At 57.5% G+C, this 21,233-nt stretch carries 17 protein-coding genes; 3 read left to right on the top strand and 14 right to left on the bottom strand.

The window, feature by feature from the left end; translation table 11 throughout:
* Positions 1 to 9: 9 nt before the first annotated feature.
* The 7 genes from ACCC84_RS04990 to ACCC84_RS04960 form a co-directional block, all read right to left on the bottom strand.
* A complete protein-coding gene (locus tag ACCC84_RS04990; RefSeq protein ID WP_198773076.1) occupies positions 10 to 897 on the bottom strand; it encodes a PfkB family carbohydrate kinase in 888 nt (295 codons plus the stop codon).
* 1 nt (position 898) lies between these two features.
* Positions 899 to 1,756 carry a MurR/RpiR family transcriptional regulator gene (locus ACCC84_RS04985; protein ID WP_004962906.1) on the bottom strand — a complete coding sequence of 286 codons (858 nt, stop codon included), beginning with the start codon at positions 1,754 to 1,756 and terminating at the stop codon, positions 899 to 901.
* Entirely contained in the window at positions 1,756 to 2,727 is a 972-nt protein-coding gene (locus tag ACCC84_RS04980; protein ID WP_371901612.1) for an ABC transporter permease, read from the bottom strand. The genes ACCC84_RS04985 and ACCC84_RS04980 overlap by 1 nt, the downstream gene beginning before the upstream one ends.
* 36 nt (positions 2,728 to 2,763) lie before the next feature.
* The gene (locus ACCC84_RS04975; protein ID WP_371901611.1) at positions 2,764 to 4,257 is read right to left on the bottom strand and encodes a sugar ABC transporter ATP-binding protein; all 1,494 of its coding nucleotides are present in this window, start codon (positions 4,255 to 4,257) and stop codon (positions 2,764 to 2,766) included.
* 17 nt (positions 4,258 to 4,274) lie between these two features.
* Complete coding sequence (locus tag ACCC84_RS04970) at positions 4,275 to 5,315, bottom strand: sugar ABC transporter substrate-binding protein (RefSeq protein ID WP_198773077.1); 1,041 nt, start codon at positions 5,313 to 5,315, stop codon at positions 4,275 to 4,277.
* 57 nt (positions 5,316 to 5,372) lie between these two features.
* Positions 5,373 to 6,353 carry a TIM barrel protein gene (locus ACCC84_RS04965; RefSeq protein WP_198773078.1) on the bottom strand — a complete coding sequence of 327 codons (981 nt, stop codon included), beginning with the start codon at positions 6,351 to 6,353 and terminating at the stop codon, positions 5,373 to 5,375.
* Between the two features lie 260 nt (positions 6,354 to 6,613).
* Positions 6,614 to 8,134: an aldehyde dehydrogenase family protein gene (locus ACCC84_RS04960; protein WP_371901665.1), complete on the bottom strand. Its 1,521-nt coding sequence runs from the start codon at positions 8,132 to 8,134 to the stop codon at positions 6,614 to 6,616.
* A gap of 272 nt (positions 8,135 to 8,406) precedes the next feature.
* Here ACCC84_RS04960 and ACCC84_RS04955 point away from each other — a divergent pair, with 272 nt between their 5' ends.
* Positions 8,407 to 10,215, top strand: a complete 1,809-nt coding sequence (locus ACCC84_RS04955) for a sigma-54-dependent Fis family transcriptional regulator (protein ID WP_371901610.1) — start codon at positions 8,407 to 8,409, stop codon at positions 10,213 to 10,215.
* 13 nt (positions 10,216 to 10,228) lie between these two features.
* Here ACCC84_RS04955 and ACCC84_RS04950 read toward each other — a convergent pair whose 3' ends face one another.
* Entirely contained in the window at positions 10,229 to 11,122 is an 894-nt protein-coding gene (locus ACCC84_RS04950) for a LysR family transcriptional regulator (RefSeq protein ID WP_039992104.1), read from the bottom strand.
* 129 nt (positions 11,123 to 11,251) lie between these two features.
* Between ACCC84_RS04950 and ACCC84_RS04945 the strand changes: the two genes are divergently transcribed.
* Complete coding sequence (locus tag ACCC84_RS04945; protein ID WP_371901609.1) at positions 11,252 to 12,133, top strand: MBL fold metallo-hydrolase; 882 nt, start codon at positions 11,252 to 11,254, stop codon at positions 12,131 to 12,133.
* Positions 12,134 to 12,147: 14 nt separating this feature from the next.
* Entirely contained in the window at positions 12,148 to 13,122 is a 975-nt protein-coding gene (locus tag ACCC84_RS04940) for an alpha/beta hydrolase (RefSeq protein ID WP_039992105.1), read from the top strand.
* Positions 13,123 to 13,193: 71 nt separating this feature from the next.
* Here the strand turns inward: ACCC84_RS04940 and ACCC84_RS04935 are convergent, their stop codons facing one another.
* The 6 genes from ACCC84_RS04935 to pqqB form a co-directional block, all read right to left on the bottom strand.
* Positions 13,194 to 15,629 carry a glucose/quinate/shikimate family membrane-bound PQQ-dependent dehydrogenase gene (locus tag ACCC84_RS04935; protein WP_198773082.1) on the bottom strand — a complete coding sequence of 812 codons (2,436 nt, stop codon included), beginning with the start codon at positions 15,627 to 15,629 and terminating at the stop codon, positions 13,194 to 13,196.
* A gap of 188 nt (positions 15,630 to 15,817) precedes the next feature.
* Entirely contained in the window at positions 15,818 to 18,145 is a 2,328-nt protein-coding gene (gene pqqF, locus ACCC84_RS04930) for a pyrroloquinoline quinone biosynthesis protein PqqF (RefSeq protein WP_371901608.1), read from the bottom strand.
* A 1-nt stretch (position 18,146) separates the two neighbouring features.
* Positions 18,147 to 19,286, bottom strand: a complete 1,140-nt coding sequence (gene pqqE / locus ACCC84_RS04925) for a pyrroloquinoline quinone biosynthesis protein PqqE (protein WP_371901607.1) — start codon at positions 19,284 to 19,286, stop codon at positions 18,147 to 18,149.
* Positions 19,279 to 19,557 (bottom strand): pyrroloquinoline quinone biosynthesis peptide chaperone PqqD, encoded by a 279-nt coding sequence (gene pqqD / locus ACCC84_RS04920; protein ID WP_004962951.1) that lies wholly within the window; start codon positions 19,555 to 19,557, stop codon positions 19,279 to 19,281. Before pqqD ends, pqqE begins: the two co-directional genes overlap by 8 nt.
* On the bottom strand, positions 19,557 to 20,312 hold the full coding sequence (gene pqqC / locus ACCC84_RS04915; RefSeq protein WP_004962955.1) for a pyrroloquinoline-quinone synthase PqqC: 756 nt from the start codon (positions 20,310 to 20,312) through the stop codon (positions 19,557 to 19,559). Before pqqC ends, pqqD begins: the two co-directional genes overlap by 1 nt.
* Before the next feature lie 9 nt (positions 20,313 to 20,321).
* Positions 20,322 to 21,233, bottom strand: coding sequence for a pyrroloquinoline quinone biosynthesis protein PqqB (pqqB, locus tag ACCC84_RS04910; protein ID WP_004962958.1), 912 nt, complete (start codon positions 21,231 to 21,233; stop codon positions 20,322 to 20,324).

Here is a 21,233-nt window from a genome sequence, read left to right as displayed (position 1 = left end):
GCATTGGCGTCAGGCGGTGGGCAGCGCGTCAGGCAAGGCGGGCTGGCGCGATACGTGCTCGGCCGCCACCTGATTGGCCTGCGCCACCGCCTGGGCCAGGGTTTGCCCTTGCAGCAAAGCGGTGCACAGCACGCCCATAAAGCAATCACCGGCACCGTGAGTGCTGACCAGCTGCACCTGGACCGCCGGCAGGCTGTGACTCTGCTGGCCCGACTGGCAGAAGGCCACACCGTGTTCGCCGGCGGTAACCACCACCGCCGGGAAACGGTGACTCAGCGCCTGCGCGGCGGCGCAAGCGGCCGCCAGATTATCAACCGGCATGCCGCTCAACTCCCTGGCTTCAACGGCGTTAACCACCAGTAGATCAATGGCAGCCTGCAGATCGGTGGATAGCGTGCGGGCAGGGGCAGCGTTGAGGCAGACCCGCACCCCGCGTTTTTTCGCCTGATGCGCAGCCTGGAGATTAATCGCCGCCGGCACTTCGTTTTGCAGCAGCAGCATGCTGACCTGCTGCCAAACGACATCTTCGCTCAACTGCGCCGTATCAATATGGTTATTGGCGTTCGACACCACGACGGCACCGTAATCATTGTCTGCATCCATAATGGCGACGCTGATGCCGGAAGGCACCTGAGGTAGCGCCTTGATATGCTGAATGTCGACGCCGCGACTCGCCAGCACCGACAGCAAGAAACGTCCCTGTTGGTCGGCGCCAACCGCACCGACAAAGCGTACAGCCGCACCGGCGTTGGCGGCAGACACCGCCTGATTACCGCCTTTGCCGCCAAATTTGTATGAGCAGCCGCTGCCTATCACCGTTTCACCCTTTTCCGGACGGTGGTGCGCATGCAGCATGGTGTCATGATGAAGGCTGCCGACAACTAATATTTTACTCATGCTAATACTCTCTTAAGTTCTGGATCGCCTGCTGGGTTTTCGTCAGACTTTTTTCGGCCTTATCGAGATCTTTTTTGGCGATCGCCACAAATAGCGCATCGAGGATATTGAGCTGAGCGATGCGCGACGCGGCGTTTTCCCCAAGCAAATGCGAACCTTGAGATGTTGAATTGAGCACCACGTGCGCATCAAGCGCTACGGGCGACTCGGCATAGTTGGTGATGGCAATCACTTTGGCGCCATTTTTTGCCGCCAGTTTTATCGGATCGTTTACCGTGCGGGTGGCGCCGGAATGACTGATAACGATGACCGCATCATCATCCGATAAAATCGCCGCCGACATCAGCATCATATGCGCATCGTCATAAGCGGTGGTCTTGATGCCGATTTTCAATAACTTATGAGACAGATCGCGAGCCACGGCGGCAGAACCGCCGACGGCATACAAATCGATATGTCGTGCCTTATATAAAATATCGGCAGCGCGGTTAAACGCCGAAACATCCAATATCGATAATGTTTCTTCGATTGCCTGTATCGATGTTCTAAATACTTTAGAAAGCAATTGTTCCGATGAGTCACTGGGCTCTATTTCTGCATGCAAACTCGCCACTTCAGAATAATTATAAAAAACCAGGCTACTTCTGAAATCGCGAAAGCCGGAGAAGTTGAGTTTTTTTGCCAGTTTTACCACCATGGCATCGGAAACCTTATTTTCCTGAGCAATTTCTTTTAACGATGTTTGCTCGGACAAGTCTGCCTTTGAGGTAATCGCATCGACCACTTTTCTTTCCAATGGCGTGAGCTGGGGTAATCTCATGCGAATTTGCGCACCAATTGCTTTCGGATCCTGCTTCATTACTTGCCTCGAGTCGCTCTGTCAATCAACATCGCTATAATAATTATAACGCCAGTGGCAAGCAATTGATAAAAAGCCTGAATATTGAGCAGGGTGAGACCGTTACGCAAGGCGCCTAAAATAATCGCGCCGACGATAGTACCAATAATGCTGCCTTTACCGCCCATTAACGACGCACCGCCAATCGCCGCGGCGGCAATCGCATCCAGTTCCCACAGGTTGCCCATGGTCGGTTCGGCAGCCCCCAGGCGGCCAATCAGGATCAGTGAGGCCAGCGAAGCCAGCACGCCGGAGATGATGAAAACCGTTACTTTGGTTTTCCTGACCGGTACGCCAGCGACCCGAGCGGCTTCTTCGTTGCCACCGACCGCCAGGATATACTCACCCAACGGGGTCTTGTTCATCAGCACCCAAAGCAGCGTTGCAATCACCAACACAATGATGATCGGCGTTGGGATACCCAGCAGCGAACTGTTAATCAGCATACGGAACTCCAGCGGAATACCGAAAATCGGATTGCCGCCGGTGAAGATCAACGCCAGCGCGCGGAACAGCGACAGGCCGCCGAGCGTGACGATAAACGGCTGCAGGCCGGCATACGCCACCAGCGTACCGCTGAACACGCCGCACAGGGCGCCAACGCCGAGGGTGGCCATGATAGCCAGTGGCACCGGCACCCCCGATACCATCAGCGTGGCCCCCAGCACCGCAGACAGCGCGGCGGTGGGGCCGACGGACAGATCAATCCCCCCGGAGATAATGACCAGCGTCATGCCCAGGGCAATAATGGCATTAATCGACGACTGTTGCAGAATATTCAACAGATTCGGTACGGTAAAAAATACCGGTGACAGGAAAGAGAAGGTGGCCACAATAATCAGCAGGCCAATCACCGTGCCGGCATCACGCAAATTAAATTTGAGCAATGTCGCAGCAGGTGCGATAGGCTGAGTATTATCTTGTGTCATCATAATAAGTGCCTTAAGAATATAATAAGAGACAGAGTGTTAAGGGCAATCATTTATTGCATGGCGAGCCATGTTTTCTTCGGTAATTTGGTTTCCGAGCAGTTCTTTGGTGACTTTACCTTCGCGCATAACCAATACGCGATCCGCGATGCGTATTATTTCCGGCATTTCAGATGACACCACCACAATGGCTTTTCCTTGCCGGGCTAATTTTTCGATGAGATTATAGATCTCTGACTTGGCGCCAATATCGATCCCCCTGGTTGGTTCATCAAATAAAAATACTTTGGCATCCGCCGCCACCCAGCGACCAATAATGACCTTCTGCTGATTGCCGCCGCTCAAGGTGCCAATCGGCTTGTCAATGTTAAGCGGTCGCAGACGCAAATCGGTCATCACCTGTAAAGCCAGCCGGTTCAATAGCGTTTTGTTCAGCACGCCCCGACGCGTAAAGCTCATCATCGAGGGCAGGGCCATATTCATTTTCACCGCGCGCTGTTTAATGATGCCTTCTTTTTTACGATCCTCTGGCACCAGGCCGATGCCGGCCTGAATTGCCGCGCGAACGCCAGGCTTTGTTATCGCTACCCCGTCAACCAGCACCTGGCCTGCCGTTTTGCCGTCGATACCGGCAATCAGTTTCAATAGCTCGCTACGCCCAGCGCCAACCAGACCGGCAATACCCAACACCTCGCCGGCTTTCACGATGAAACTGGTTGGCTTTACCGCACTGCCGCGCGCCAGCTGTTCCACCCGCAGAACTTCTTTTTCACTGGCGTAGGATTGATGCTGCACTTTCTCAATCTTGCGACCCACCATTTTGGCGACAATCGACTCTTCGGTTTCGTCGCAAATATTCACTACGCCAACCTGTTTGCCGTCGCGCAGTATGGTCGCACGATCGCATACCGCGAAAATCTCGTTCATTTTATGTGAAACGTAAATCAGCGCGACCTGCATCGATTTCAAATCGGCAATCAGCTCCGCCAGGCGATCGAATTCGCGGGGCGTCAGGCTTGAAGTGGGTTCATCCATCGCAATAATCTTGGCGTGGTCCAACAACGCGCGTGCAATTTCGACAATCTGCTGTTGCGACACTTTCAGGTTCTTGATCGGCTCGTCGGGATCGATCGACGGATCCAGCCGGCGAAGAATAGCCACCGCTCGCCGATATTGCGCTTTCTTATCGACCAGCAAACCGCCGCAACGGGTCAATGGCCGGCCGAGGAACATGTTCTGCGCCACTGAAAGCTCGGGAACATGCTGCAATTCCTGATGGATCATCGCAATACCGGCTCGGCGCGCGGCAAGCGGGCCTTTCAGCTGTACCGGCTGTCCATCCACGCCGATTTCACCGCTATCAGCCGCGCGAACGCCAGAGAGAATGTTCAGCAAAGTGGACTTCCCGGCACCGTTTTCACCAATCAATGCATGCACTTCGCCCGGTTTTATCGAGAAATCCACGTTGTGTAACGCCAGCGCGCTACCGTAGGCTTTGCTGATGCCGCGCATCGTCAAACAATCGTCTTCCATACCGCCTCCGTCGCTTTTTATTGTTGCGCGAGCAATTGGCGCAGTTTTTCATTGTCTTTGGTGGAGAACGCGTCGGCATTTTCTTTGGTGATCAGCGCCTGGGGCGTCGAGATCACGCGTGACAATTTTTGGCCATTAATCAGCCGCAGCACCACTTCCATCGCCACTTCTCCCGTCAGCACCGGGAAACTGTCAACGGTACCGGTGAGTTCACCACGCTTGATCGACGCGTAGGCGTCGGAAATGCCATCGGTGCCGAACACCGCAACCTGTTTGCTTTTGCCCAACGCATTCACCGCTTCCACGACGCCCAGCGCCATACCGTCGTTATTGGCATAAAAGCCAATCAGGTCAGGGTGCTGCTGCAAGATGGTGGCGGCGGCATTGTAGGCATTCTCGCGACTCCAGTTGGCGGGAACGCTGGCGACCAGCGGATAGTTGCCATTGGCGGCCAGCGTTTCCTTAAACCCTTTGGTTCGTTGTGCCGCCGCGTAAACCCCTGGCTGACCTTCGATAACCGCAACCTTGCCCCCTTGTGGCCGGTGAGTGATAAACCAGTTGGCAACGCGCACGCCATTGTCCTTTTGCACATTACCGACGTAATACGCGGCATTGGGCATCACCGCATCATTGACGTTGACCAGCGGAATGTTTTTATTTTTGGCCGCCTCGTACGCCGGTTGCAGGTTGGCATCGGTTTGTGGCGACACCAGCAGGCCATTGAAACCCTGGGCGATAAGCGTTTCGGCGATCGACAGTTGTCCCAACTGGTCGTCTTCATTGGCCGCCGCCTGATAAGCCAGGGTGAAGCCATGTTTGTCGGCAAGGTTTTTATAACCGTCGCCCAGCGAACGCCAATATTCGTTGGTCAGGGTTTTCGATACGCCACCGATCTTCAGGTTGCTGGCTACCGCTGGCATCGGGCCATATTTCGCCGTCAGTTCGGTCCAGTCGGTACGGTCCGGTTCGGTATCGGATTGCAGCGGGGGCAGCTCGGCGGCATAGGCTGCGGAACAAAACAAAATAGAGGTGAGTACAGAAAGTAACGAGGTGTTCATTTTCCATCCTTCTTGATCATATTGTTATTATTGCCAACGGCGCCATGGCGGTGAGGGTTAACTGGCCAGCATGATATCGTTGACGATCTGCTGAGAAGCCACCGCATCCTGACGGCCGATTGCCTGCAGCAGCGCGGGGTTGTCATTGAGCTTTTCACACAGTGTCAATAAGCGCGTCACCGTGGCGATGTTGGTTTCGGCTTCGCGCACCGGATCCAGGCCGCTGGCGTCAGGGAAGGTGTCGAAGTAATAGGCACCCTGATAGCCATCGCGCTGCATCTGCCAGAGGAACTCGAGCGTGGCGCGTGGGTTGACCGACGCCGCCATCAGGCCATCGTCGCGTTTGCCCCAGCCGTCGTTAAGATCCAGTCCCAGCAGGCGGGAGCGGCGGGCGACCATCGCTGCGGCATAGGCAGGAATTTCATTGGCGTACAGCACATGGGCAAAATCCAGCGTAATGCCGAGGTTGGGGCAGTTGGCTTCCTCAACGGCAATCAGGCAGGTGGTAACATTGGGGAAGATACTGAAAGCACGGGGCTCGTTCGGTTTATATTCAATACTGATATCAATATCTGGGGCATATTCGGCAACTTCACGCACGGCGCTGACCGCATCTTCCCAGATTTTTTTATAATCGGCCTGGAAGCAGTAGTCGAACCCGTCCTGACCCATCCACAGCGTCATCAGATTGGCACCGAACTCGCGGCCGGCATCGATACCCCGTTTGGTCAGTTCAATCGCCTGACGGCGGATCGCCGGATCGGGATTGGTGAACGCGCCGATTTTAAACTCAGGGGCATCCCAACGCATTTGCATGCCATTAACCGCCAGGCCGACGTCGGCAATTTTTTGCCGCATGGTACTGATGTTGTCAGACATGTGCTGTGGATAATTCAAATCCAGGTGGGTAAGGCCGTTCACCGTGCCGGCACGCTCGATCATCTGTAATACAGAGGGTTTACCTGTTAATTCAGGCCAATAGCGCCAGGCGCCTGAGGCGAATGAATTTAACCGGGTGGCGAATTTCAGTTCTGACATGAGAGGTCCTTCGATAGTGTTGTAATGTACTTTCCAACTTTACATATATTAGTAAAGTTGTTTACTAGTATCATTGCACATCGACTGCCGCAATAGCGGCGGCCGATTTATTCACCAATATGCGAAGTCATTCACGAATTTGATCAAGGAAGGGGGACCAGGTTGGCGTCAGCGCGCACGGGGAGAGCAGGCGGGCCATCAGTGCAGCAGCCAATGCCCCCTCGCGAGAAAGAGGGGGCGATAGCGCGATCGAAACGGCGTTAAAATAGCCCGAGTGGTTTCACATCGTAACTCACCAGCAGATTCTTCACTTGCTGGTAATGCGACAGCGCTGCCTTATGCGTTTCGCGGCCGATGCCGGAATTTTTATAACCGCCAAAGGCGGCATGGGCAGGGTACAGATGGTAGCAGTTGGTCCAGACGCGTCCGGCCTTGATGGCACGCCCCATCCGGTAAGCGAGGTTGACGTCACGCGTCCATAGGCCGGCACCCAGCCCGAATTCGGTGTCGTTGGCCAGTGCCAGCGCTTCGGCTTCATCCTCAAAGGTGGTAACGCCGATCACCGGGCCAAAAATCTCTTCGCGGAAGAAACGCATGCTGTTGTTGCCGGTGATTAATGTCGGCTGCAAATAGAATCCCTGTTGCAGATCTGCTGGCTGGCTGGCGCGTTGGCCCCCGGCGATAATCTTGCCGCCTTCGTCTTTGGCAATGTCGATATAGGACAGGATTTTATCGAACTGCTCCTTCGATGCCTGCGCGCCGATCATGGTGTCGGTATCAAACGGGTCACCATGGCGAATGGTTTTCATGCGCGCCAGCACGCGCTCAATAAATTCTGGATAGATCGCCCGCTGAATTAGTGCACGAGACGGACAGGTGCAAACTTCGCCCTGGTTGAAGAAGCCGAGGATCAGCCCTTCAACCGCTTTATCGATGAATTCCGGCTCCGCCTGCATGATATCGGCAAAGTAGATGTTTGGCGATTTTCCACCCAGCTCTACCGTGCTCGGAATAATATTTTCTGCCGCACACGACAGGATATGGCGGCCGACCGGCGTTGAGCCGGTAAAGGCAATTTTTGCTATGCGCTTGCTGCGTGCCAGCGCTTCACCGGCCTCTGCGCCAAAGCCGTGTACCACGTTCAGCACGCCGGCTGGCAACAGATCGCCAATCTGCTCAAGCAGCACGCAGATCCCAAGCGGAGTTTGCTCGGCAGGCTTGAGCACAATGCAGTTACCGGCCGCCAATGCCGGAGCCAGCTTCCAGGCGGCCATCAGCAGTGGAAAGTTCCATGGAATGATCTGCCCAACCACCCCCAACGGTTCATACAGATGATAAGCCACGGTGGTGCTGTCGATTTCTGCCATGCTGCCTTCCTGCGCGCGCAAACAGCCGGCAAAGTAACGGAAATGATCGATTGCCAGTGGAATATCGGCGTTTAACGTTTCGCGGATCGGCTTGCCGTTATCCCAGGTTTCAGTCAGCGCCAGCAACTCGAGCTGTGACTCCATGCGGTCGGCAATCGCCAATAACGTATTGGCGCGCGTCTGAACGCTACTGTTGCCCCAATCGGCTGCGGCAGCGTGTGCCGCATCGAGCGCCAATTCGATATCCTGCCCAGTCGAACGGGGGAATTCGCCGATCGTCTGCCCGCTGACCGGTGACGTATTGGTAAAATAACGACCGTCTACCGGCTCAACAAATTTGCCACCGATATAATTGCCATACCGCTGTTTGTAACAAACGGACGAGCCCGCCAGGCCGGGGTGAACATATTTCATCATCAATACCTCGCTGCAAAAGTAGGGTTGGCGCTTGAGCGCACGACACCAGGTCGCAGCAGAGATAAGCATTGCCTATGCCAAATAGCTCAATCATGGCGAGGAACGGTTGAGATATTTTGAATATCAATCAGTTGGATTTATAAATACTTTCGAAACGGTAAAAATAGCGGGCTTATCATTGCTTAAACTGATTTTTTGTGTCACGCATCGCAACACATGGGACACAGTCATGATACAAAAATGCAACACACCGTCTGACGGAGAACCGCATGTTGCCAAAGCTACCGCCGGTCGATGCAGGCTTAGTCGCCGATCGTGATAATCGTTCCCTCACCAGACCGCTGTCAGATTCATGGCGGCGCAGCCAGCTGTACGGTTTGGCACGCAGTGACGAGCGCATCCCATTTGTTCGTCCGCGCGCGCTCAATGAGATCCGCGATCGCAACGGTTGGGTGTCGCAACTGGCCCAGCCACTATTGGCGCGCTTTGCCGATGCCATTAATCAGCAACCGTCGGTGATGGTGATTTCCGACGCCAGTGGCCTGGTGCTGGAAACCTGTGGTAACGGCGGTTTTTTGCATCAGGCATCGCAGTTGTCGCTGTCTCCCGGCAATCTGTGGGGCGAACGTGAACGCGGCACCAATGCCATTGGCACGGCGCTGGCGCTGGGTGGGCTGTGTGAAGTCAACGGCGGCGAACACTACCTGCAATCCAACGCGGCACTGCGCTGCTCCGCCGTACCGATCTTTCAACCTGATGGCCAGATTGCCGGCGTGCTGGACATTTCGACCCCGGCGCAAGCACCTTACGGCAAGGCCGGTAGCATCCTTCTTCAGGCGGCACGTCACATTGAACATCAATGGCTAAAAAGCACCATTACCGCCGCTCATTGGGTGCTGCGATTGCATAAGGATGCGCGTATTCTCGGCAGCGAACACGAACTGGTGCTGGTATTTTGCGACGATCTGCTCAGCGGCGCCAATCGACTGGCGATGCAGGAATTTCGGCTAACGCCGGCGGCAGTCGGCCATTGCCGCTTCGCCGACCTGTTCCCGGCGCTGGCCTGCCAGGCGCTGGATATCCCGCGTCAGACTCTGGCAGTCAATAACCGACGCTACTACGCGTTGCTGGACGCGCCGACCCGGCAAGCATGGGCGGTGCGCTCACTGCCGCCATCACCGGATCCACAGGCGGCTGACCGCCAAAAGGCGCTGCGCATCCTGAACGCCGGTCTTGCGCTGTGCGTTACCGGAGAAACCGGCTGCGGCAAAGAGCACTTCAGCCGCCAGCTGTATCAAGACAGCAAGTGGCGAAGTGGGCGTTTTGTCGCCATCAACTGCGCAGCGTTACCCGAGCCGTTGATTGAATCCGAACTGTTTGGCTATGCACCGGGCGCCTTTACTGGCGCAAGCGCCAAGGGTTACATGGGTAAGATTCGAGAAGCCGATGGCGGCGTGCTGTTTCTGGATGAAATTGGTGATATGCCTCTCAGCGTTCAGACTCGACTGCTGCGGGTTCTCCAGGAGAAAACCGTCACGCCGTTGGGCAGCCGTCAGATGCATAAAGTGGATTTTGCGCTGATTTGCGCCACACATCGGTCGCTGGAACAGCGGGTTGCGACAGGGGCATTTCGTGACGATTTGCTCTACCGCATTCAGGAGTTCAGCGTGCGCGTGCCACCGCTGAGGGAACGTCCGCAGCGCAAGGCTTTTATTCAGCAGTTGTGGCACCGGTTGGGGGCCGAACAACGTGGTATCACCTTGACGCAGGAGGTGGTGACCACGCTGGCTGACCATCCGTGGCCGGGTAACGTGCGTCAATTACTCAGTACGTTGAAGGTATTACTGGCTCTGGCGGACGACAACCAGGCCGTTATGCTTCATCACCTGCCGGAGCAGTTTCATCCAACGCACCGCAACGCTGAGCTGCCAGTCGCGCAGACACCGACCACACCAGACCTGTATGACGCCGTCAAACAGGCCAACGGCAACATCAGCCTGGCGGCCAGGCGTTTGGGCATTGCGCGCAGCACGCTGTACCGGCAACTGCAGCGGAAACGCAGTGGGGCGGCAGGTTGAGCCGGCGATCCTGTCAACGATTAAACAGTTCCCTGATCCAATCAATAAAATAACGCACTTTTGATGCCAGATGGCGGTTCTCCGGCCAGGCGATATGTACCGCCGCCGGTTCGCATTGCCAGTCGGGCAAGATCGGCACCAGCTCGCCACGGCGTAATGCCTCCTCGGCCAAAAAGTGGTAGGTCGTCACCACCCCCAGACCGGCGCGTGCGGCATGCAATGCCGCATTGGCGTCGTTGACGGCAAACCGCCAATCGCCGTCAAGCGTAACGCGCTCATCCTGCCGCAGCAGTTGGTGAATGAACGGTTTACCGCTCTGCGGTGACACCACGTGGATCATCTGGTGATCGCGGCGCAGCGCATTGGGATGCGTGGGCGTGCCATGACGTTGCAAATAGTCTGGTGAGGCGCAGGTGATACGCTCCAGCGTACCTAACGAACGGGCAATCAGCGTATCGTTCATCAGCGCGCCAATCCGCACCACGCAATCTACCTGGGCCTCGATGGGATCGATGGCATGATTGGCCAGATTCAGCGTTAACTGAATATCCGGGTAGCGCCGGTAAAAATCGGTTAAGTGGGGGATCACTTTATGGTAGGCGAGGGTGTGCGGCATGCTGACATGGATTACGCCGCTCGGCGCTTGCCCGGCACCGATCACGCCGCCTTCAAACTGGCGTAGCTGTTCAAGCCATTGTACCGCGCCCTGATAATAGGCGCGGCCTTGTTCGGTCAGCGTCAAACGGCGCGAGGTGCGGTGCAGCAAGGTAATGTTCAACTGCTGTTCCAATGCCTGGATCTGCCGGGTAACGGTAGATTTAGGTAAATCCAGCAGCGTTGCCGCACGGCTGAACGCGCCGCTTTCGACCACGCGAATAAATGTCTGCATTGCCGCCAGCTTGTCCATTTCGCATCCTCTTAATGGGTCAATCATTGCAATTATAGCAATCATAGTTTGCAGATTAGCGGCTTGTTCATTCGCCGACAGGGTAACAATATGGTGCCATTGTTATCGACAAACAACCACGGAGTTACTATGTCATCCTCCACGAGCTGGAATCTGGGTCGTACTCGCATCACGCGCTTAACCGAGCTGACGATTGACGATCGCCCAGCTTCATTGCTTTTTCCGCAATGGCAGCAAGACGCGGTCAACCAGACCGATACCGTCTTCAGCCAGGCACACCTCAGCCACGACAGGCAACGGCTGACCGTCAGCTGCCACAGCTGGCTGGTGCAAACGCCAGAGCATACCGTTTTGATAGATACCGCCTGCGGCAACGACAAACTCCGCCCCGACAACCCGCTGTTTGACCGCTTGCAGACCCATTGGCTACAGCAGTTGCGCCAGGCCGGCGTTGAACCGCATCAGGTGGATTATGTTCTGTTGACGCATTTGCATGTCGATCATGTGGGTTGGAATACCCAACTGGTAGAGGGGCAGTGGCGGCCGACGTTCCCCAATGCACGTTACGTATTTTCTGCTGCGGAATACGATTGGTATGCCCATCCGGACAATGTGACCGCCCCCAACCGCGGCTTATTTGACGACAGCGTGCAGCCGCTGGTCAACGCCGGGCAGGATTGGCGCTGGCAGCATGGTGACCAACAACCGATCGCCGGATTCCACTTTCACCGCACGCCGGGGCACAGCTACGACCATCTGTCCTTTTCGCTGCAAACCGACCAGGGCATGGCGCTGTTTGCCGGCGATGTGATGCACCATCCGATGCAGGTTTATTTCCCGCAGTGGAATTCGGTGTACTGCGAATTTCCCGAGCAGGCTTTGGCCTCACGCCGCTGGGCGTTGGAGTTTGCCGCTGACCATAACGCCTATTACTTCAGCAGCCATTTCGCCGGAGCCTCGGTCGGACGTATTGCACGTCAACACCACGGCTTCAGCTGGCAAGAATGTTAATCTCGGGAGAAATCATGACCACTGATTCGATGCTGTTTAGCGAACAGCGCACCATTCCCAGCGCCAATCCGGCGGTGACCTTGCATCTGCGACACAAACGCCTGGCATCGCAGACGCGTTTTGATGCGGCCCATACCGTGGTGCTGATGCATGGTGCCACTTACTCATCAGGCAGCCTGTTTGATACGCCAGTCGACGGTGAATCCTTCCTGGATTATCTGGCGCGGGCGGGGTTTGACGTCTGGGCAGTGGATGTCAGCGGCAGCGGTGGTTCAACGCGGCCGCCGGCAATGCAGCAACCCGCCGCATTGAACCCGCCGCAGGTCACCACCGAACAGGGGGTGCGTGACTTTAGTGACGCTGTCACCTACGTTTTGCAGCATAACCAGCTGACGCAGGTCAATATCATCGGCATGTCATGGGGCGGCAGCGTGACCGGCAGTTTTACTACCCGTAACGCCGACAAGGTCCGGCGTCTGGGGCTGATAGCACCGCAGTGGCTAAACAACGGCCCCAGCCGGCTGGACAGTGGCGGCGAGTTGGGCGCCTGGCGGCTGGTGACCTTGGCGCAAGTTCAACAGCGCTGGCTGGCCGGCGTGCCGCAACACAAGCGTGACGACATTATTCCTGACGGCGTGTTCGACGCCTGGGTAGCCAATACCCTGAGTGAAGAGCCTGACGAGGCGTTACGTGCCAGCGGCACCATACGCGTTGCCAACGGGCCGGTGCAGGACATCCGCGACTACTGGCGTGCCGACAGGCCTTTCTATCAGCCGGCGGACATTAGCGTACCGTTGCTGCTGGTGCATGGCGAGTGGGATGTGGATGTGCCGTTGTCGGTAGCGCAGGACTGGTTTTTACATGCTACCGGCGCGCCGTGGAAGCGCTGGCTGGAAATCGGCGAGGCGACGCACATGATGGTGCTGGAAAAAAACCGCCGTCAGGTTTTTGCCGCCTTGGCCGGTTTTTTACTGGAAACGCATGATTGAGCGACCACGCTAACCGGCGCAAAAAAGCCCGCTGGTTGGCAGCGGGCTTTGGCCGTGTTGAACGCCAGGGCTTACTGGTCTAGCGCATAGGCAATCACGTAATCACCACGATCGGGTGACTGTCGCGCGCCGCCGGCGGAAATCAGGATGTACTGCTTGCCGGTGGTTGGCGAAATATAACTCATCGGGCTGCCGCCGCTGCCAACCGGCAGGCGCGCTTTCCACAGCTCCTTACCGGTGGAGGAGTCAAAGGCACGCAGATAGTAATCCTGGGTGCCGGCAATGAACACCAGGCCCCCCTGGGTTGCCAGCGTACCGCCCAGCGTCGGCATGCCGACCGGCATTTGCGCGCGCATCTTGATACCGAATGGTCCGGTATCCTGCACCGTACCCGCCGGTACCTGCCACACCACTTTCTGCGTTTTCAGATCGATGGCCGACAGGGTGCCAAACGGCGGCTTCTGGCATGGAATGCCCAGCGGTGACATAAAGCGGTTTTTATTGACGCCGTACGGCGTACCTTTCAACGGCACCGCGCCCATACCGGCATTGACCGACTCGCCACCGTTGCTGGCTGGGGTATCGGCGTCAATCTTCTGCGGGATCATCTGCACCCACAGGCCCAGACGCATATCATTGACAAAGATGTAATGATTGTTCGGATCGGTAGACAAGCCCCCCCAGTTCATGCCGCCCAGCGAACCCGGGAAGCTAAGGGAAACGTCGGTGTCCGGTGCGGTGAACAGACCGTCGTAGCGCATTGATTTGAAACTGATACGACACATTAACTGGTCGAACGGCGTCGCGCCCCACATATCCGATTCACTCAGTTTTTCTGCGCCGATCTGCGGCATGCCAACCGAAAACGGCTGGGTTGCCGAATACTGTTCACCCGGGATGGTACGGGTTTTCACCGGCAGTTCTTTCACTTCGGTCAACGGTTTGCCGGTATGGCGATCCAGCACAAAGATCTGGCCGGTTTTACCGCCAAATACCACCGCCGGTTTGCTACTGCCGTCCTTCATTGGGAAATCGACCAGGCTAGGCTGCATCGGCACATCAAAGTCCCACAGATCGTTATGCACGGTCTGATAGACCCATTTCTCCTTGCCGGTGGTGGCATCCAGCGCCAGAATCGACGCGCCATACTTGTGATCGAGCGCAGTACGGTTGGCGCCCCACAGATCGACCGATGAACTGCCCATTGGCAAGAATACGGTGTTCATCGCCGGATCGTAGGACATTGGCGCCCACGAGTTAGGGGTGCTGCGTACAAAGGTCTGGCCAGGTTTCAGCGTCGAGTTCGGGTTTTCATTGCCCGGATCGAATGCCCAGCGCATTTCACCGGTAATGACGTTAAAGCCGCGCAGTACGCCGCCTGGCATGTCGGTCTGCACGTTGTCGGCAACCCGGCCGCCCACCACCACGGTGCTGCCAGCCAGGGTCGGCGCCGAGGTCAGCTGGTATTTTGGATCGGCGGCATCACCCATGCCGGCTTTCAGATCGACCACGCCATGATGACCGAAGTTGGCACAGAATTCGCCGTTATCGGCGTTAATCGCTACCAGACGTGCGTCGATGGTATTCATCAGAATACGACGCTGGCAGCTGTCGCCGGCGGCCAGTTCGACGGGCGCCGCCGGCGTTGAACCGGGCACCGTAGGCTGCGGCAGTGGTTTAGTGGCGTCAAAGTAGGCCAGTCCACGGCAGCGGTTCCACACCTGGGACTTGGCGTTGATTTCACGCTTCCAGATTTCCTTGCCGCTGTCGGCATCCACCGCAATCACATTGTTGTGCGGCGTACAGAGGAATACGCGGTTGCCGACCTGCAATGGGGTTTGCTGGTCTTCCGCGCCGTTGCCGTCCGGGCTCAGTGGCGTATCGCCAGTGTGGAACGTCCAGGCAACTTTCAGTTCCTTGACGTTATCGCGGGTGATCTGATCGAGCGCCACGAAGCGGCTGCCGCCCGGCGTATTGCCGTAGTTGTCCCAATCTTTCTGTTGTTTGGCCTTATCCACCGGGATCAGCGGCAACTGTGCGCCGCTGAAGGGAACGGTCGGGTGCGGCTGGAACATCTGGATAAAAGTCCCCACCATGCCGACGGCCAATACCGCCGACAGCAGGTATGACGCTTTTGCCAATGGGGTTTTGCCTTCCGCCTTGCGCAGCGACGGCCAGCTAAGCAGCGCCAGCAGCGTCAGGCCGGTTGGCACCATCAGTCGCGAAACCAACGGCCAGAAATCGAGGCCCGCATCGAACAACGACCAGATCAAGGTGCCGACAAACACCAGCAGGAACAGCACAACCGCCGAGGATTTGCCACGGAAGAACTGGATCGCCGCGAGCAGGGTAACCACGCCGGCGATGATAAAGTACCAACTGCCGCCAAGCGCGGCCAATTTACCGCCGGCAATGGTGAAGAACAGGCCGGTAACCGCCAGGATTATCCCCAGCAGATAGCAGCATAATTTACGTTTTATGCCCGTGTGGGCATGCGTTTCAGACATCAGACAGTCTCCGAAGAAATAATATTCATCCTTTTATGCACAACGCCATGCCGGCCTGTTGATGCCGAAACCAACGGCAACAGGCGAGACATTGAACAATGTGATGTGCGGATTGTACCATCTGATACATTTTGTGGTTAACAAAATGTATCTTTTGACCCTAAGGTTGTGAATATTTAGATCGGATGTTACGGCGCGGTGGGCAATAGCCGCCGCTGCCAGTCGAGTAGCGTGGCGCCATCTACCAGCGTCAGTTCGCTGGCCGCTGGGGGATCTTCCAGTAGCATGGCACGCGCACGTTGCAACGGTTGTTCACTGCGGTGCTGCAGAGTCGGCATCAATGCGGCTTTTGCCTGTGCCAGCTGGCTCGGGCTCAACTGCGCCAGCTCTGTTTGCATCTGCAGCAAAAACTGGTCGGTCAATTGCGCCAGTTCGTCAACGCTAAAACGCGGGGATTGCAAGGCAAACAGCAGACCTTCGCGATCGGCGCAACGGTGAAACGCGCATTGCACCACATAGCCAATATTGCGATCGACGCGCAACTGCTGAAAATAACGCGGCGCATAAAACTGTGCCAACAGACGCAGCGCCAACCGTGGCGTTGCGCCGACCGCTGACAGCGGGTAAAACAGCAGCAGGGCGTTCTCATCGCCGCTTTCCGTCAGCATCACGCGACCCTGCTGGTTTGTCTGATAAGGTGCTGCGGCAACAATCGGCGCCGGGAAATCGCTCAGTAAATGCGCCAGCGCATGATGCAATGCCTGGTTACCGCCACTGAGCGTCGCCTGCCAGCAGCGCGGTTGTTCAGCGCTGACAGCATTGGCCAGCGCCGCCGGCAGTTGCGCCAGCAGGCGTCGTATTGCCAGTTCGCCATGCAGGTGCTGCGCTCGCTGCCAACGGCGCAGCGCATCGCGTTCGCTGGCGGCGCTGATGGCATGTAACGCCTGATTCAATGCCTGTACCCCATGGCAGATCAAGGGGGGATCGCCGGCAAGTTGCAACAACCAAACGCCATCGATTCGCTCCAGCGCCAAATGCCCCTGGCGATGCGCCAGCTCGGCAGCCAGCGGACGTAATGCCGACTGTAGCCGGTAGGCGGTCAGATCGTCGAGCGGCGTTTGCGGCGCCGGGCGCAGCAGCAGCACCGGTTCGACATCGCCAGGCTGAATGTGTCGTAACGCAACGCGGCGTGACGGCAACGTTGGGCTGGGTATCGCGAGGTCACCGTTAAAAAAGCCAAAGCGCTCGGTCGACGTAGGGGGCTGCTGTGCCGCCACCGTTGCCAGACGCAACGTAAATCCCTGTACCGAGCAGGTCGGCGCCTCACCGTCTGCAGCAACCGTCAGGCGGCTGAATGGGGCGGCTAACAGTGCGGCGATGCAGTGCGGCCAGTCGTCAACGTCGCTTATCAACGGCAAACCACAGGCGGCGGCACGCAGCTGTTCGAGCGGCGGCTGTTGCAACAACGCCTGATTGGCCAGTTGGCAGTAGTGTTCACGCTGTGCCCGGCGCAACGTCGGCAGCTGTTGCAACCAGGCAAACAGCGCCGCTTCCAGCCGCTCTGCACCCGCTGCGTTATCGGGGTTGATGACAAATGCCAGCGTCAGCAACAGGCAGTCGCTGCCACAGCGTTGATGCAGTAATTGCACATCGTCGCAGTATTCTTGCGCGCGTAACCAGGCCAGCAAACTGCCCGGCGCTTCGTCGGTCAATAGGCATTCCAACAGCCGTAACCACGCACGTCGACTTGCCTGCGGGTGAGTGAGGGCGAAGCTAAAACGCAGCTGTGGCGTTCCCGGCAGGATAAGTCGCCGGTCGCCATCGGCGGTTAATGCCATGCTGGGCAGCGGCGGTGGGACGGTCTGGCCAACCGGGTTGGCACTCAGCCGTTCGGCGATGGCGCGCAACGCTGCCAACGGCTGTGGCCCCTGTAGCCACAACGTCATATTGCCGGCCTGATAATAACGCGTATGGAACTGGCGCAATGCGCGGCGCAGCGCCGCCATATCGTCGCCAAATGCCTCACGATGGCCAACGTGAAAACGGTGCATCGCCTCGATGCCGCTGAACGCGTGCTGCTGCGCCGCCAGGCACAGACTGGCGGCATCCGAGCACAGTAAGCGATACTCGGCGTCGATCACCCCGATCTCCTGCGCCAACGCGTCGATCGCCAGCAGCGGGGCAGACAGCATATCCATCAGTCGCTCGAGCCCGTCCGCCAGGCGGGGGGCATCAATTTCAAAAAAGTAGGCGGTTTGCGTGGCGAGCGTGGTGGCGTTCAGCCGGCCGCCCTGCGCCGGTATCCAGCTCATCAGCCGTTGTCGATCGGGGAAGCGCGCGCTACCGCGAAACAGCATGTGTTCCAGCAGGTGAGCCAGACCGGGCCAGTCCTCCGCGGCGTGGTAACTGCCCGCGTCGATGCGCATCAGCGCTGCGGCACGGCTGTCGCCCGGATCGCTGACCAGGTTGACACGCAGCCCGTTGGCAAGCCGTAGCGAGGCGGTCTGGCGCTGCATGTCAGCCTTTGAAAATCAACTGGGAGTTGGCACGGTTGCGAAAGCGCAGCCCATCGATGCCGATCTGACTGCGGTTGGCTTCTTCGCGCGCAGCCAGGATGGTGCCATGGTGCGCTGACTTGGAACAAACCGGATCGGCGTTGTCGGCGTCGCCGGTCAGCATAAACGCCTGACAGCGGCAGCCACCGTAATCTTGCTCTTTTTCGGGACAGGAGCGGCACGGCTCAGGCATCCAGTCATAGCCGCGATAGCGGTTAAAACCGAAAGAGTGATACCAGATATGCGCCAGATCCTGTTCCAGCACCGACGGGAACTTGACCGGTAACTGCCGGGCGCTGTGACAGGGTAACGCCATGCCTTCCGGGGTAACGCTGAGGAAAATCGCCCCCCAGCCACCCATGCAGCCCTTGGGGCGCTCTTCGTAATAGTCGGGGGTGACGAACAACAGGTTGGCCAGATTGCCGCTGTCGGCCATTTTTTCGCGGTAGTGCTGCACCACCTGTTCCGCCCGGGCGATTTGCTCGCGGGTTGGCAGCAGTCCCTCACGGTTGAGATGCGCCCAGCCATAAAACTGGCAGGTGGCCAGCTCGACGTCGTCAGCCTCCAACTGAATAGCCAGTTCGATAATCCGGTCGATCTGATCGATATTGTGCCGATGCAGCACAAAGTTGAGCACCATCGGATAGCCCAGCGCCTTGACCGCCTTGGCCATCGCCAGTTTCTGCTGGAAGGCCTTGGCTGAGCCTGCCAGCGCGGCGTTCAGCGTTTCATCGCTGGCCTGGAAACTGATTTGGATATGATCCAGGCCGGCGTCGGCAAAGGTTTGCAGCTTCTTCTCGGTCAAACCAATGCCTGAGGTGATCAGGTTGGTGTAAAAACCAAGATCGCGAGCGGCAGCGATCAGCTCAGGCAGATCCTTGCGCACCAGCGGCTCGCCGCCGGAAAAACCGAGCTGAACGCTGCCCATCGCCCGCGCCTGACGAAAAACGTTGATCCACTGTTCGGTGGTCAGCTCTTTTTCCTGCGCGGCGAAGTCGAGCGGGTTGGAGCAATAGGGGCATTGCAGCGGACAGCGGTACGTCAGCTCCGCCAGCAGCCAGAGCGGCGGATTGACCGCCGGTGTGGTGGTGGTATCAGTCACGGAACATCACCCATTTTTGTTCATAGGCGCGTTGGAAGAATTCCAGCACATCGTCCGCCAGTCCCGGTACGCCCGGGAAACGCGCATTCAATTGGTCGATAATCTGATTCAACGTCGATGTACCGTTGACCAGTTGCAGGATCATGGCGGCACTCTCGTTCAGTTTGGCCATACCTTCAGGATAGAGAATAACGTGGCTGTTTTGCACCTCTTCCCATTGCAGGCGGTACCCGCGACGGAAAATCGGCGTTTGCTCTCGGCGTAGACTCATCACACCAGCCTCTGGTTATGCCACACCCGCGCGGCGGTCACGCTATGATAAGGCGGGCGGTGCAGGGTATAGGCCATGCTCATGGCATCGAGCAGGCTCCACAGAATGTCCAGTTTGAACTGCAGGATCTCCAACATGCGCTGCTGCTTTTCGACCGTATCGCAATATTCCAGCGCCAGCGCCAGCCCGTGCTCCACGTCGCGGTTGGCCTGGCCGAGACGGCTGCGGAAGTAGTCATAACCTTCGGCATCGATCCACGGATAATGCTGTGGCCAGCTGTCGAGACGCGATTGGTGGATTTGCGGCGCGAACAGTTCGGTCAGCGAGCTGCATGCCGCCTCCTGCCAGCAGGCGCGACGGGCAAAGTTGACGTAAGCGTCAACCGCGAAGCGCACGCCTGGCAACACCAGCTCTTCGGAAAGCACGGTTTCTCGCGGCAGGCCTACGGCTTCGCCAAGACGCAGCCAGGCTTCGATACCGCCCTCGCTGCCGTTGTAACCGTCATGGTCAAGAATGCGCTGCACCCATTTGCGCCGGGTTTCCGGCTGTGGGCAGTTGGCCATGATCGCCGCGTCCTTGATCGGGATGCTGGTCTGGTAATAGAAACGGTTGGCGACCCAGCCCTGGATCTGTTCGCGCGTCGCCTCGCCGTTATGCATGGCAATGTGATACGGATGATGGATATGGTAATACGCGCCTTTGGCACGCAGCGCCGCTTCAAACTCCTGCGGGGACAGCGGGTGTTGTATTGTCATGGTGTTCGCCTACAGTTCGATGTTCATCCCATCCCAGCTCACTTCAATGCCGGCTTGCGTCAGGCTGTGACGCTCCGCAGAGTCTTCGTCCAGGATAGGATTGGTATTATTGATGTGAATCAGTATCTTGCGCTTTGCCGGCAAGGTGGTGAGCAGCGCGGCCAATCCCTGATCCTCGCCCAGTGCCAGATGCCCCATGTCTTTACCGGTATTGCGGCCGACGCCGGTATTCGCCAGCTCGTTATCGCGCCACAGCGTACCGTCAATCAGCAGGCAGTCCGCCCGTTTCAGCCAGGGCAGTAGCTGCTCGTCCGGCTCGCCGAGACCTGGCGCATACAGCAGGCTGCTGCCGCGTGCGATGTCTTCGATGAACAGCGCCACGTTGTGCCCCGGCAGCGGGCGATGGCGGTAGAGAGAATAGGGTGGCGCATTGCTCAACAGCGGGATGGCGGTAAAGCGCAGCGTCGCGCACACCGCAACCTGAAAGGCCTCCAACGGCTCAATCGGCCGGTGGATCAGGCCGCCGTTCCAATGGGACAGCATCGGGAACACCGGGAAGCCGGTACTCAGATCGTCATGGACTTCGCGGGTGCACCACACCTGATGCGGACACCCTTCACGCAAATTGAGTAAACCCGCGCTGTGGTCGATCTGGCTATCGGTGAGAATGATCGCGCCGATGCCGGTACCACGCAGTACTTCGGGGTTATTCAATTCAGGCGAGGCGCGCAGCTGATGGCAAATGTCCGGCGATGCGTTGCACAGCACCCAATTTTTTCCGTCATCGCTGATGGCAATCGACGATTGGGTACGCGCGGAGGTTTTGATGGTGTTGTTACGCACGCCCTGACAGTTTTTGCAGTTGCAATTCCATTGAGGAAAACCGCCGCCAGCCGCAGAGCCGAGAACTTTTATCTGCAT

The sequence above is a fragment of the Serratia odorifera genome (assembly GCF_041448735.1).
GTDB classification, from domain to species: Bacteria; Pseudomonadota; Gammaproteobacteria; order Enterobacterales; family Enterobacteriaceae; genus Serratia_F; species Serratia_F odorifera.
This window is presented reverse-complemented; position numbering and strand designations above follow the sequence as displayed.